Genomic DNA, 13,654 nt, shown 5'->3' on the forward strand with positions numbered 1-13,654 from the left:
GGTGGTCTCCTTCTTGTCCAGCGGACGGATCTCGATCTTGTTCGCCATGCCGTCTCCTTCCGGTGGTGGCCGTCACGGCAGTGAGGGCCGTGGCGGCCGTGGTGCTGGTGGCGTGCGAGGCACGTTGTGCTCTTGTCAGCGTTCGCCGGTCGGGTCACTGTTGTCAATGTCCGTTGTGGTCCGGGTGGTTGGGGGTGGCGAGGTTGGCGCGAACATGACGGTGCACGCGATGCGCAGGCCCCGGATCAAGCCGGAGCACCGCGCCTACCGGACCGTGGAAGGCCACGTGAGGATCGGCAGCGTCGTCCACGGCATCGGCGCCGAGGTCCAGGACGCCGACGGCTGGATCTGGACGCTGGTCCAGGCGATGGACGGGACACGGGACGTCGCGGACGTCGTCGCCGTGGTGTCCCGGCGCCACCCGGAACTGCGGCTGCCCGACCCGGACATCGCCCAGGCGATGACGGACCTGACCGACGCCGGGTTCGTCGAGGACGCGGGTGCCGAGCCGCCGGCGGAGCTGTCCGAGCGCGAACGCGAGCGGTACAGCCGGGGCATGACGCTGCTGCGCTGGATGGACCTGAGCCCCAGGAGCAGTGCCTGGGAGCCGCAGCTGCTGCTGCGCCGGGCGAGCGTCCTGCTCATAGGCGTCGGCGGCACCGGCTCGGCCGCCGCCCGGGACCTGGTGGCTTCCGGAGTGGGGCACCTGCACTGCGTCGAACCGGACGTGGTCGAACTGTCCAACCTCAACCGGCAGACGCTCTATCGCGAGCAGGACCTCGGCAGACCCAAACTCGACGCGGCGCTCACCGCCCTGCGCGCGCTGAACCCGGACACCCAGGTCACCGGCGAGCGGCGCGAGGTGCGCGGCCCGGCGGACCTCGAAGACCTGCTCCGCGTTGGTGCCGGTGCCGGCACCGACAGCACCGGCGGCCCGTACGGCACCGACGGCCCGTACGGCACCGGCGCCACGGGTGACGGCGACGGCACCGGTGACGGCGACGGCACCGGTGACCGCGGCGCCACCGCAGACACCCGGGCGTCGGGCTACGACGTCCTGCTGCTCGCCGCCGACCGGCCCGCCGAGATCCGCAGATGGGCCAACCGGGTCTGCCTGGCCACGGGCACGCCGTGGGCCGAGGCCGGCTACCGCGGGCCGCTGGTCGGCGTGGGGGTCTTCACCCCCGGCCGGGGCGCGTGCTGGCAGTGCCTCCGCGACGCCGAGGTCGAACGGCGCGACCTGCGGCTCGGCCCCGGCCAGGACGAGGACGCGGCCTCGCCCCGGATGCCCTGGAACCCGGCCAACGCCGTGACCGCGGGCCTGTCCGGCGGGCTGCTCGCCCACGCCGCCCTGATGCTGCTGTGCGGCGTCCCGCCCGTCGAACCCGGATGCCGGTTCGGCCTCAACCTCATGATGCCGGGCGACCCGGTCATGCAGCGCTCGCAGCGGCGCCCCGACTGCCCGTCCTGCGCGGTGCGCCCCGACCCGGCCCGGGCGGCGTCCGGGGTCGCGGGCCCCGCACCGGGCGCGCGCCCCGGCTCCGGCGATCAGGGCCCGTCGTGACGGACACCGCCGCCGACGTCCCTCCCCGGATCGGGCCGGCCACCCGCGTCGCCCTGCACGACCTGGCGGTACGGCGGGACCGCGACGAGTGGATCGTGGGCCGCATGGCCACCCGGAACTTCGTCGCCCTGCCGGCGGCCGGGGCCCGCGCGGTGGAACTCCTGGGCGCGGGGCTGAGCGTGGCGCGTACGGAGGAGACGCTGCGCGCCGAGACCGGGGAGGAGTTCGACATCGCGGACTTCGTCGGGGACCTGGCCGCGCTGGGCTTCGTGGCGCGGATCGGCGACCGTACGGTCCCGGACGCCGAACCACCGCGGGCGTCCCTGCCGCGGCTGCGCCCCCACCACGTCCGCCTCGCTCTCCATCCGGTGCTCCCGCTGCTGTTCGGGGCACTGCTGACGGCGGCCGTCGTCGCCCTGGTGCGCCGCCCCGACCTGCTTCCCGGTTACCGCGACCTCCTGTGGAGCCGGCACGGCAGCGTGGTCCTGCTCACCGGGGCGGCGGCCGGGTGGACGTTGCTGCTGGCCCACGAACTGGCGCACCTGGTCACCGCCCGCGCGGCGGGCGTGCCGGGGAAGATGAGGCTGGGCACCCGGCTGCAGTTCCTCGTCATGCAGACCGACATCAGCGGCATCGAACTCGCGCCCCGCCGCCACCGCCTGACGGCCTACCTGGCCGGCATCGCCCTCAACCTGTCCGTGGCGTCGTCCCTGGTCCTGGTCCTCGCGGCGACGGAGACCGGGACGACCGCGCACCGGCTGCTGGCGGCGGCCCTGCTGCTTGCCCTGCTCCCGCTGCCCTTCCAGTGCATGGTCTTCACCCGCACGGACCTCTACTTCGTCCTCCAGGACCTCACCGGCTGCCGCGATCTGTACGGCGACGGTCTGGCGTACGCCCGGTACCGGTGGTGGCGCGCGGTGGGCGCGGTGCGTGCCCGGAGCGGGGTGCGCCGCGGCGCCGGTGCGCGGGCCGCGGCCTCGGGACGGGACGACCCGAGCACCCGGCTGCCCGCACACGAGCGCCGGGCCGTGCGGCTCTACAGCGTCGTCCTCGTGATCGGCACGGCGGTCTGCCTGGCCTTCATGGCCGCGGTCACCCTGCCCGCCGACATCGTCCTCCTGGTCCGCGCCGTACGGGGCCTGGGGCCGGAGCACGGACTGGCCGGCAACGCCGACGCGGTGACGGTGCTGGTGGTGCTGGGCGGGGTCAACGTCCTCTGGCTGGTCACCTGGTGGCGCAACCGCCGGGCACGCCGGGCCACGAGTGCCGTCCGACGGTGAGGGACTCCCGCCCGGGACGCCGGGACGCCGGGACGCCGGGACGCCAGGCCCCCGGGGGACCTCCGAGGACGCCACGGCGCCGGGGCGGTCAGCGTCCCGTACCGCCGTCGATCAGCTCGCGCAGGATGTCCGCGTGGCCGGCGTGGCGGGCGGTCTCCTCGATCATGTGGGTGAGGGCCCAGCGGACGCTGGGCGCGGGACGGCCCGGACGGGCCCGGGGGAGCGGTGCGCCGAGGTCGGTGCAGGCGTCGAGGACGAGGTTCGCCCGCCGGACGGCCTCCCGGTAGCGGGCCACGACCTCCGCCACGCCGTCCCCGGGCGCGGCCCGGAAGGTCGCAGGCCAGCTCCGCACCTCCTCCCCGAGGAAGAGCGCGCGCTCGACGTGGGCCAGGTGTTCGAGCAGCCCGAGCAGGTTCGTGCCGGACGGCACCGCGGCCGTACGGACCTGGGGTTCCGGGGCGCCGTCGACCTTGCCGGCGACCGAGGTCCGCAGGTAGTCGAGGAACCCGCGCAGGGTCTCCGCCTCGCTGCCTCCGGTCCGGGGCGGCGGGGTGTCCCGGCGGCGGGCTCGGGGGGTGGTGGACATGGGGACCTCCTGGTGGGCGGGCGTCCGGTGGACGACACCCTCGTGGTCGGGCGCGGTCAGCCCGCGCGGCGGACGAGCAGGACGTGGTCGACGACCTCGGCGGTGCGCCCGTCCGGTCCGGTCGCGGTCCGGCGCGCGGCCTCGGCCCGTTCGACCCGCCAGGTCGCCGGGTCCAGGGCCAGGTCCGCCGCGACCTCCTCCGGGGCCGGGTACCGGACGGCGGGGTCCTGGTCCCACGACCACGGCGCGGTGGAGCCGTGGTCGACGACCAGCAGCCGCCCGCCGGGACGCAGCGCGTGCGCGGCCGCCCGCAGGACCTCCGCCCGGTCCAGGCCGAGGGGCGTGTGCAGGTAGTGGGCGCTCACCAGGTCGAACCGGCCCTCGGGGAAGGACGCGCGCAGATCGTGCCGTACGGCGTCGACCCGGTCACCGAGTCCGTGCGCGCGGGCGTGCGCCGCGAGCCGCTCGGCCGCCACGCCGGAGATGTCCACGGCCGTGACCCGCCAGCCCCGCCGGGCGAGCCACAGCGCGTCGCCGCCGCTGCCGCACCCCAGGTCGAGCGCGTCGCCGGGAGGCAGGTCGGCGACCGCCCCGACGAGACGGACGTTGGGCCGCGGGGCGTCGGGCGTCGTACGGGCGGCGTACACACCGTCCCAGAACGCGGCCGCGTCGGTGGCACTCATGGGGACTCCTTCGGGTCGGTCGCGGACCGCCGGTCAGGCGCGGCGGATGCGGCCAGTCTCGGCAGCGGCGGCCGGATCCGGCACGGAAACTTGCCGTTGTGGCAAGGTGGCCCGATGGACGCCCGTAAGGACGACGTGGACGACGTGGACGACGTACTCGAGGCGGTGGGCCCGCGACTGCGCGCCCTGCGCCGCGAGCGCGGCATCACCCTCGCCCACCTCTCGACGGCGACCGGGGTGTCGGAGAGCACCCTGTCGCGGCTGGAGAGCGGGCAGCGCCGGGCGACCCTGGAGCTGCTGCTGCCACTGGCCCGGATCTACGGCGTCCCCCTGGACGACCTCGTCGGCGCGCCGCGCACGGGCGACCCGCGGATCCACCTGAAGCCGATCCGGTGCTTCGGCATGGTCTTCGTGCCGCTGTCCCGGCGGCCGGGCGGCACCCAGGCCTTCAAAATGATCATCCCGAGCCGTCCGGCGCCCCTCGAACCGACCCCGCAGACCCACGAGGGCTCCGAATGGCTGTACGTGCTCAGCGGCCGGCTGCGGCTGCTGGTCGGCGAGCGCGACCTCACGCTGGCGCCCGGCGAGGCGGCCGAGTTCGACACCTCCCTGCCGCACTGGCTGGGCAGCGCCGACGGCGGCGCGGTCGAACTGCTCGTCCTGTTCGGCCTGCAGGGAGTGCGCGCCCACGTGCGCAGCGGCCGTGACGCAGGGGGTGACGGCGACGGTGGCTGAGGGGCCGCCCGGACCCGGGCCGGCCGGCGTGCCGAGCCGCCGTCAGTCCCGTCGCGTCACCCGGCGGCAGGCCTCCACGTAGCCCCGCACCAGTGGCCGCACCTCGTCCTCGCGGCGCCGGGCCAGCGCGTAGCGGCTCGGGGACAGGCCGCGGACCGGGCGGGTGGTCACGCCGCCCAGGGTGATCAGCGGGGCGTTGCCCGTGGCCACCAGGCACACGCCGAGGCCGGCGACCAGCGCCTCGTATGTCTCCTCCGTGCCGGAGATCTCGGCACCGACGCGCGGTGGGCCGGCGGCCAGGGCGCGCCGTTCGTCCAGTGCCAGCCAGAAGTCGCGCAGCACGCCCGCCTCCCGGGGCAGGGCCAGGAACGGCTCGTCGGTCAGGTCGGCGAAGTCCAGCACCGGGCGGGCGGCGAGCGGGTGGGTGTCGGGGAGGGCGACCAGCCGGGGTTCCTCCGCGACCACCGTCCAGGCGTAACGGTCGGCGTCGGGCAGCGGCAGCCACACGTAGGCGACGTCGACGGTGCCGTCGGCGAGGCCCGCGGTCGAGTCCTCCCAGCTCAGCTGCCGCAACCGCAGGGCCGCCCCGGGATGGGCCGCCGTGAAGCGGGAGCGGATCGCCGGCAGCAGACCACCGCGGCCGGGGCTGGTGCTCATGCCGACCACCAGGGTGCCGCGCCGCGCCTCCCGGGCCGCCTCCACCGCCGCCGCGCCGTCGGACCAGTCGGCCAGTACCCGCAGGGCGTGCGGCAGCAGCGCCGCGCCCGCCTCGGTGAGGGTCACGCCCTGCGGGTCGCGGCGGAACAGCTCGGCTCCCAACTGGCGCTCCAGCGCCCGGATCTGCTTGCTCAACGCGGGCTGGGAGACGTACAGGCGCTCGGCCGCCCGGGTGAAGTGCAGTTCCTCGGCCACCGTCGCGAAGTAGCGCAGCTCGCGCACGTGTACGTCCGTCGTCATAGCCATGGGTTATCACCCTGGGTCTTGGACGGACAACGGGCTTTCGGGAGAGGGTCGTTGACGTCGGAACGGGCAGACACGAGGGAGACGACGATGAACAAGGTGTGGCTGATCACCGGGGCGAGCAGCGGCTTCGGACGGGCGATCGCCGAGGCGGCCCTGGCCGACGGCGACGTCGTGGTCGGCGCGGCCCGGCGCCCCGAGGCGCTCGACGACCTGGTGGCCGCCCACCCCGACCAGATGGAGGCGCTGCGCCTGGACGTCGCCGACACGGCCGCCGCCGGGGACGCCGTACGGGACGTGGTGGCACGGCACGGGCGGATCGACGTCCTGGTCAACAACGCGGGCCGCACCCACGTCGGCGCCTTCGAGGAGACCGGCGAGGACGAACTGCGCGCCCTGTTCGACGTGCACGTCTTCGGGCCGGCCGCGCTGACGCGCGCGGTGCTGCCGTTCATGCGGGAGCGGCGCTCCGGCGCGATCGTGCAGATGAGCAGCATGGGCGGGCAGATGTCCTTCGCGGGCTTCTCGGCGTACAGCGGCACGAAGTTCGCACTGGAGGGCATGTCCGAGGGGCTCGCCGACGAGGTCCGCGACTTCGGCGTCAAGGTGCTCATCGTCGAGCCGGGCTCCTTCCGCACCGGTCTGTTCGAGGCGGGCAACGCCGGGATCAGCTCGGACAGCGGGGTGTACGCCAAGGTCGGCGAGACCCGCGGGATGATCGCCGGGAGCGACGGCAGCCAGCCCGGAGACCCCGCCAAGGCGGCGGCGGTCATCCGGGCCGCCCTCGCGGCCGAGCACACCCCGCTGCGCCTGCCGCTGGGCGACGACGGCGTCGGCGCGGTCCTCGGCCACCTCGACCAGGTCCGCGAGGACGTCGAGGCGTGGGAGAAGCAGACCCGGGCCACCGCGTTCGACGACTGAGCCGCACCGGGGCGGCCGCCGCCGGTCTCGGCGCCCTGCACCTGGTCGACGCGGTGTTCGGACGGTCGCGGAGGCGGTGACGACGCCCGGCGCGCCCGCGCCCCGCGCGCCGGGGGCCGGGCGGGCCGCGCTTACGATGCGGCGGGGCAGCTTCCGAAGGCTCCGGAACCGTCCGAACCCCCGAAGAGGAGCACGGAACCCGTGTCGATACCGCCACCGCCGGGGCCCCGGGGGCACTACCCGCAGGGCCCGTACGCTCCGCAGTGGGGCCACCCCATCGGGCCCCACCCCCGGCAGGCGCCCCTGAACGGGCCGGCCGTCGCCGCCTTCGTGCTCGGCGTCCTGTGCTTCGTGCCCGCGGTCGGCCTCGTGCTGGGACTGGTCGCGCTGGCCGGGATCCGCAAGCGCGGGGAACGCGGCAAGGGCTTCGCGGTGGCCGGATGCGTCCTCTCCGCCCTGGGCCTGGCGCTGTGGACGCTGACCCTCTCCACCGGCGTCGCCGCCGACCTCTGGGACGGCTTCCGGGACGCCGCGCGCGGCGACGGCACCGCCTACTCCCTGCGCGAGGGCCAGTGCTTCACCACTCCGGGCGGCTCCCTCCAGGGCGTCACGTACGACGTGGACCAGGTGCCCTGCGACGAGGCCCACGACGGCGAGGTGTTCGCCTCCTTCGACCTGCCCGACGGCCGTTACCCGGGCGACGGGGAGATCACGCGGGCCGCCGACGACCGGTGCTACGCCCTCCAGGACGCCTACGCGATGGACCGGTGGGCGCTGCCGGCCGACGTCGACGTGTACTACCTGACCCCGACCGCCGCGAGCTGGCGCACCGGCGACCGCGGGATCACCTGCCTGTTCGGGAACACGGACGAGCAGGACACGCTGACCGGCTCGCTGCGCAACGACGCCGCACGGCTCGACCCCGACCAGCACACGTACCTGCTCGCGGAGGGCCACCTGAACCGGGCCATGGACGAGGCGCCCGCGGCGGACACCGTCGAGGACGACCTCGCGGGCTACCGGGTCTGGGCGGGGCAGGTGTCGGAGGCGCTCCGGGAGGAGATCGCGATGCTGGACCGGCGGGACTGGGACGCCGGCGCCCGGCGTCCGCTCGCCGGGCTGACCGGCGATCTGCGCGCGGCGCAGACGGAGTGGGCCCTGGCCGCGAAGGCCGCCGACGCCGACGCGTACTACGACCACTACGGCAAGGGCTACGACCTGATCGTGGCCGACAGCACGGTCACCGCCCGCAAGGCTCTGGGGCTGGCCACCACGCCGCCGGACCATGCGGGCGACGGTGACGGCGGGGGGAACGACCCCGGCATGGAGGTGTGAGAGCGGCCATAGCGGGGAGAAAGTGCCTGCGTAAAGCCCCCGGGCCGCACAAGTCATCACATCGAGTGATTCTTTGGCCTTTGCTTGCCCCGTCCAACCTACGGTTGCCACGCTGTTGCTGTCTGTACAACCTGATGGGAGCGGCCAGTGACATTCGGTGAGCAGCCGGCATATCTGCGTGTCGCGGGTGATCTCCGCAAGAAAATCGCCGACGGCCTGCTGCCGCCCCATACCCGCCTCCCCTCCCAGGCCCGCATCCGCGAGGAGTACGGCGTCTCGGACACCGTCGCCCTGGAGGCCCGCAAGGTGCTGATGGCCGAGGGTCTGGTCGAGGGCCGGTCCGGGTCCGGCACCTATGTGCGCGAGCGGCCCGTCCCGCGGCGCGTCGCGCGCTCCGGGTACCGGCCGGCCGGCGGCGCCACGCCCTTCCGGCAGGAGCAGGCCGACGGCGACGCCCGCGGCACCTGGGAGTCGCGCAGCGAACAGGCCGAGGCGAGCGGTGCCGTGGCGGAGCGGCTCGGGATCAAGTCCGGTGACCGGGTGATGTGCACGCGGTACGTCTTCCGGGAGGCCGGCGAGGCCGTCATGCTCTCCACCTCCTGGGAGCCGCTGGACCTGACCGGGCGCACGCCGGTGATGCTGCCCGAGGAGGGCCCGCTCGGCGGCATGGGCGTCGTCGAGCGGATGGCCGCCATCGACGTCGTCGTCGACAACGTCACCGAGGAGGTCGGCGCCCGCCCCGGCCTCGCCGAGGAGCTGCACGCCCTGGGTGGCGTCCCGGGACACGTGGTGCTGGTCGTCCAGCGGACGTTCTACGCCTCGGGCCGCGCGGTGGAGACCGCCGACGTGGTCGTCCCGGCCGACCGGTACCGGGTGGCGTACCACCTGCCCGTGAGGTAGCCCGGCGTCCGGCGGCCCGATGGAGCGTCAATCGGCTCGCCGGCAGCGGTAGTTCACGCGCCCTCCCGATGTGAGATGGCGCACGCCCGTCGTGCGCCTCCCGCGCCTCTTTCCTCCGCACGCGCACCTGCCTGCCCCTCGGTCACCTCGTCCGGTGCCGTCCGTGCGGCACCGGAATCCCGCCGTTCCCGCAGGTCGCTCGTATCCGCTCCGTCATGCCTGTGACCGGAGGCATCGGTGCGCGTGGACGGCGCGTTCCGCATCGTGCGCCCCCTGCGTTCTGGCTGCTTGCGTACCTCTTTGTGCAAAGTCGTATTCGCTCCGTGAAGGTTGGGCGTAGGCTCGGGCATATGCGGATTGCGGTTTCCTCGGCGGGCGGGGCGCAGAAGGTGCCGTGGACCGCGGGAACGGGAGGTGGAGGGGCGCGATGAACGACAGCACGGTCACTCTTCCCTGGCTGGTCTTCCGGCAGGACGACAACGGCAATCGCTACCGCGTGGGCAGGTATGCGACCCGGGCGGAGGCCCAGCAGATCGCGGACACGCTCGACGGCCGCGGACGCCAGCAGCTCTACTGGGTGGAGAAGCTGGGCGCGGCCGGCCCGGGCGCGGCGGACTGATCCGCCGTCGCCGGGCGGGGCCCGGACCGGTGGCCGGACAGGCCGTAGGCTCCGGCGCATGACGGAACGGATCGTGGTGGGCGCCGCCCTGTTCGACGGCGGGCGCCTGCTCGCCGCACGCCGCAGCGCACCGGCCGAACTGGCCGGACGGTGGGAGCTGCCCGGCGGCAAGGTCGAGGCGGGCGAGACGCCCGAGGCGGCGCTCGTGCGCGAGCTGCGCGAGGAGCTCGGGGTGGCGGCCGAGACCGGTGAGCGCGTCCCGGGGCAGTGGCCCCTGAGGGCGCCGTTCGTCCTGCGGGTGTGGACCGCCCGCCTGCGCCCCGGCTCCGCCGCCCCCCAACCGCTGGAGGACCACGACGACCTGCGCTGGCTGGCCCCCGGCGAGGTCTGGGACGTGCCCTGGCTCGACCAGGACGTACCGGCGGTCGAGGCCGTCCTCGCCCACCTGGGGCCGGAGTCGGAGGGCGCGGCGAGCGGTACCGAGCCCGGATAAAGGGTATGTGCCCATTAACCCCACGAAAAGGGACGGTGGTGGGGAGTAGCGGCCGGGGAAGTGATCGGCGTGAGCGGCAGCGACGGCGACTGTGCCGAGTGGGTCTTCCCCGCGGTGCCGGACGCCGTGCGCGGGGCCCGCTCCCTGGTCCGCCGCACCCTGGACGAGTGGCGGCTCGACAGCGTCGAGGACCTCACCGTCCTGCTGGTCAGCGAGCTGGTCACCAACGCCCTGCGGCACGCCACCGGGCCCATCGGCGTCCGCCTGTGCCGCCCGGCCACCACCCCCGGGATCCTGCTGGTGGAGGTCTCCGACCCGCTGCCGGAGCTGCCCCGCGAGCGAGTCGCCCGCCCCGACGACGAGGACGGCCGGGGGCTGCAGCTGGTGGCGTCCGTCACGCACCGCTGGGGCACCCGCCCCGGGGAGGCCGGAAAGACCGTGTGGTTCGAACTCGCGGTGCCGCGCTAGGACCACGGTGGGGTGACGGTGGGGGCGACCGCCTTGTGACACACCGTCGCCGGCGCCGCCGCACCCGTCCGGAATGTACGCGAATCCGCCGCCCGCTCGTCCGTCCTCCGGTACAGGCCGGTGGCAGTTGTGGAACTGCGTGGTTCGATGCCGTGTCCGCTGGTTAGAAGACTGGAAGTGTTGTCACGGTCCGGACCGAAAAGCATCGGGACCGTGCTGTGATCGTGAACACCGTGTCGTGCGGCGCCGTAGTGCTGGATACTGCGGGCAGCCGCCTCCGGTGACCGGTGCCGGACGCGGTGAGCTGGAGGGGACGGTTCGCGTGAGCGAGATACCAGCGAGGGCCGAGGAGCCCACGGAGTCCACGGCGTCCGGGGGCCCGTCGCACGGCGCGCCGCTCGGTGACGCGGTGTGGCAGAGCAGCCCGCCCGGCTCCATCTACGACTACATCAAGGTCGCCTCCTTCTCCATCGGGCCCGACGGTCTCGTCGACCAGTGGAGCCTGCGGGCGGAGCAACTGCTCGGCATCCGGGCCGAGGACGCCGTGGGCGCCGACCCCATCGAGACCTTCATCGACCCCGACCTGCGCGAACGCGGCCAGCGCAAGATGACCGAGATCCTCGACGGCCGGGAGTGGACCGGAGTGGTCCCGTTCCGGGCGCCGGCCGACGGCACGGGGCACGGGCCGCGCACGGGCGGGCGGCGCGGCCTGGCCGAGGTGTACGTCATGCCGACGCGCACCGAGGACGGGGAGAAGGCCGCCGTCTGCATCGTCGTCGACGTCCGCGTCCTGCGGAGCATCGAGACCGATCTCGCCGCCTCGCAGGCCATTTTCGGCCAGTCTCCCTTCGGTTTCCTGCTGATCGACCCCGACCTGACGGTGCGCCGCGCCAACCAGCGCTTCGCCTCCGTCTTCGGCGGCACCCCCGACGACCACCGCGGCAAGAAGGTCCACGACTATCTGCCGCGCGCCGAGGCCGACCGGGTCTGCGCGACCCTGCGCCGGGTGCTGGAGACCGGCGACTCGATCACCGACATGCACGTCACGGGCTTCGTGCCGGGCTCGGAGGAACGGCGTCACTGGTCCGTCAACCTCTACCGCGTGCACAGCGGTTCGGGCCGGCCCATCGGCGTCGCCTGGCTCGGCACCGACATCACCGCCCGGCGCCAGGCCGCCCGCGAGGCCGCCGCCGCCCGGCGCAACCTCGCCCTCCTGAACGAAGCCGGCGCCCGCATCGGCAACTCCCTCGACCTGGAGACCACCGCCCGCGAGCTGCTCGACGTCGTCGTCCCCGGCTTCTGCGACCTGGCCACCGTCGACCTCTACCAGGGCCTGCTGGTCGGTGACGAGACCCCGCCCGGCCTGGCCGACGGCAGCGCCGAGCTGCGCCGCGTCGCCTTCTCCAGTGCCGTCTCCGACGCCCCCTTCCACGGCACCGGTGAGCGGGTCGAGCTCGGCGCCGTCCACCACTACCCGTTCAACTCGCCCTGTGCCGACGCCCTGCGCACCGCCCGTCCGATCACGGTCCCCGCCGAGGACGGCGGCCTCGTGCAGTCCACGCTCGCCGTGCCGATGGTCGCCCACGACACGGTGGTCGGACTCGTCCAGTTCTCCCGCACCAAGGGCAGCGAACCGTTCGGCGACCGCGACCGCGACCTCGCCGTGGAACTGGCCGCGCGCGCCGCCGTCTGCATCGACAACGCCCGCCTCTACCGCCGCGAGCACGAACGCGCGCTGATCCTGCAGCGCTCCCTGCTCCCGCCCGGCGACCCGGAGGCCTCCGGACTCGACATCGCCTGCCGCTACCTGCCCGGCAACGCGGCCACCGGCCGGGCCAGCGAGGTCGGCGGCGACTGGTTCGACGTCATCGAACTCCCCGGCCACCGCACCGCGCTCGTCGTCGGCGACGTGATGGGCCGCGGGCTGCGCGCCGCCGTGGCGATGGGCGAACTGCGCACCGCCGTACGCACCCTGGCGCAGCTCGACATCGAACCGGCCGAGGTGCTCTCCCAGCTGGACGAGATCGCCCGCGGCCTCGGGGCGCCCTCGGGCGTCCAGCAGGCCACCCGGGCCGCCCGCCGCCCCCGCGAGGCCGACCTGTCCGAGGTCTACCTGGCGACCTGCGTGTACGCCGTCTACGACTCGGTGACCAGGCGCTGCACCTTCGCCAACGCGGGCCACCTGCCGCCCGTCCTGGTCGAGCCGGGCGAGACCGCGCTGATGCTGGACGTGCCGCCCGGCCTGCCGCTCGGTGTCGGCGGGGAGCCCTTCGAGGAGGTGGAGGTCGAGCTGCCCGAGGGCTCCCTGCTCGCCCTCTACACCGACGGCCTGGTCGAGAGCCGCGACCACCCCCTCGACGAGGGCCTCCAGGCCTTCGTCGGCGCCCTCGCCGACCCCGCCCAGCCGCTGGAGGACGTCTGCGACCACGTCCTCAACACCCTGGACAGCCACCACGGTGAGGACGACATCGCCCTGCTGATGGCCCGCGTCCAGGGCCTGCCCAGCGAGTCCGTCGGCGACTGGACCCTGCCGCGCGAGCCGCGCAGCGTCGGCCGGGCCCGCGAGTACGCCCGCGCCCAGCTGCTCGCCTGGGACATGGAGCCGCTGGTCGACACGACGGAACTGCTCGTCAGCGAACTCGTCACCAACGCGCTGCGCTACGGCGAGGGCGAGATCCGCCTCCGCCTCCTCCTCGACCGCACCCTGGTCTGCGAGGTCTGGGACTCCGGCCTGGTCCAGCCCCGCCGGCGCCGGGCCCGCGACACCGACGAGGGCGGCCGCGGCCTGCAACTGGTCGGCCTGCTCAGCGCGGCCTGGGGATCGCGCCGTACGCCGCGCGGCAAGACCGTGTGGTTCGAACTGCCGCTGCCGGGCGCCGACACCCAGCTCACCGACCCGGCGGAGGCGTTGCTGAGCCTGTTCTGACCCGGCCCGGAGTCGTCCGGGTCCGGGCCCGCCGGATGCGGCGCATCCGGCCGTACCCGGCCAGCAGCAGGGCCGCCCCGGCCGTGACCAGAGGCGGCACCAGATCGGCGGAGATCATCACCGCGCACCCCTGACCGCAACTGGAACACCGGTTCGACTCGTCCCCGCTGGCAACACGCTCGGA

13 protein-coding genes are annotated in these 13,654 nt (G+C 74.5%); 10 read left to right on the forward strand and 3 right to left on the reverse strand.

All coding sequences use genetic code 11. The features are described from left to right. The first annotated feature begins 214 nt into the window (after window positions 1–214). Together EV562_RS14230 and EV562_RS14235 are read left to right on the forward strand one after the other, a co-directional pair. On the forward strand, window positions 215–1,564 hold the full coding sequence (locus EV562_RS14230) for a ThiF family adenylyltransferase (protein ID WP_133887170.1): 1,350 nt from the start codon (window positions 215–217) through the stop codon (window positions 1,562–1,564). Beyond that, window positions 1,561–2,844, forward strand: coding sequence for a hypothetical protein (locus EV562_RS14235; RefSeq protein ID WP_133887171.1), 1,284 nt, complete (start codon window positions 1,561–1,563; stop codon window positions 2,842–2,844). Before EV562_RS14230 ends, EV562_RS14235 begins: the two co-directional genes overlap by 4 nt. 88 nt (window positions 2,845–2,932) lie before the next feature. On the opposite strand, the gene EV562_RS14240 is transcribed toward EV562_RS14235, so the two are convergent. Further along, window positions 2,933–3,430, reverse strand: a complete 498-nt coding sequence (locus tag EV562_RS14240; protein WP_133887172.1) for a DinB family protein — start codon at window positions 3,428–3,430, stop codon at window positions 2,933–2,935. A 56-nt stretch (window positions 3,431–3,486) separates the two neighbouring features. Beyond that, complete coding sequence (locus EV562_RS14245; protein WP_133887173.1) at window positions 3,487–4,113, reverse strand: class I SAM-dependent methyltransferase; 627 nt, start codon at window positions 4,111–4,113, stop codon at window positions 3,487–3,489. Between the two features lie 114 nt (window positions 4,114–4,227). On the opposite strand from EV562_RS14245, the gene EV562_RS14250 reads away from it, so the two are divergent. Next, complete coding sequence (locus EV562_RS14250) at window positions 4,228–4,848, forward strand: XRE family transcriptional regulator (RefSeq protein WP_133887174.1); 621 nt, start codon at window positions 4,228–4,230, stop codon at window positions 4,846–4,848. A gap of 42 nt (window positions 4,849–4,890) precedes the next feature. Here the strand turns inward: EV562_RS14250 and EV562_RS14255 are convergent, their stop codons facing one another. After that, window positions 4,891–5,811 (reverse strand): LysR family transcriptional regulator, encoded by a 921-nt coding sequence (locus tag EV562_RS14255; RefSeq protein WP_133887175.1) that lies wholly within the window; start codon window positions 5,809–5,811, stop codon window positions 4,891–4,893. Between the two features lie 87 nt (window positions 5,812–5,898). Here EV562_RS14255 and EV562_RS14260 point away from each other — a divergent pair, with 87 nt between their 5' ends. From EV562_RS14260 to EV562_RS14290, 7 genes are all read left to right on the forward strand, one after another. Further along, a complete protein-coding gene (locus EV562_RS14260; protein WP_133887176.1) occupies window positions 5,899–6,729 on the forward strand; it encodes an oxidoreductase in 831 nt (276 codons plus the stop codon). 201 nt (window positions 6,730–6,930) lie between these two features. Continuing rightward, window positions 6,931–8,064 carry a DUF4190 domain-containing protein gene (locus EV562_RS14265; protein WP_133887177.1) on the forward strand — a complete coding sequence of 378 codons (1,134 nt, stop codon included), beginning with the start codon at window positions 6,931–6,933 and terminating at the stop codon, window positions 8,062–8,064. A gap of 147 nt (window positions 8,065–8,211) precedes the next feature. After that, complete coding sequence (locus EV562_RS14270) at window positions 8,212–8,964, forward strand: GntR family transcriptional regulator (protein ID WP_133887178.1); 753 nt, start codon at window positions 8,212–8,214, stop codon at window positions 8,962–8,964. A gap of 427 nt (window positions 8,965–9,391) precedes the next feature. Then, window positions 9,392–9,583, forward strand: a complete 192-nt coding sequence (locus EV562_RS14275) for an SPOR domain-containing protein (RefSeq protein ID WP_133887179.1) — start codon at window positions 9,392–9,394, stop codon at window positions 9,581–9,583. A gap of 58 nt (window positions 9,584–9,641) precedes the next feature. Next, window positions 9,642–10,076, forward strand: coding sequence for a (deoxy)nucleoside triphosphate pyrophosphohydrolase (locus EV562_RS14280; protein WP_133887180.1), 435 nt, complete (start codon window positions 9,642–9,644; stop codon window positions 10,074–10,076). A gap of 69 nt (window positions 10,077–10,145) precedes the next feature. Beyond that, window positions 10,146–10,544 (forward strand): ATP-binding protein, encoded by a 399-nt coding sequence (locus EV562_RS14285; RefSeq protein WP_243860062.1) that lies wholly within the window; start codon window positions 10,146–10,148, stop codon window positions 10,542–10,544. A gap of 322 nt (window positions 10,545–10,866) precedes the next feature. Further along, the gene (locus tag EV562_RS14290) at window positions 10,867–13,470 is read left to right on the forward strand and encodes a SpoIIE family protein phosphatase (RefSeq protein ID WP_133887182.1); all 2,604 of its coding nucleotides are present in this window, start codon (window positions 10,867–10,869) and stop codon (window positions 13,468–13,470) included. Window positions 13,471–13,654 lie beyond the last annotated feature (184 nt).

The sequence above is a fragment of the Streptomyces sp. BK208 genome, assembly GCF_004364245.1.
Classification (GTDB): domain Bacteria; phylum Actinomycetota; class Actinomycetes; order Streptomycetales; family Streptomycetaceae; genus Streptomyces.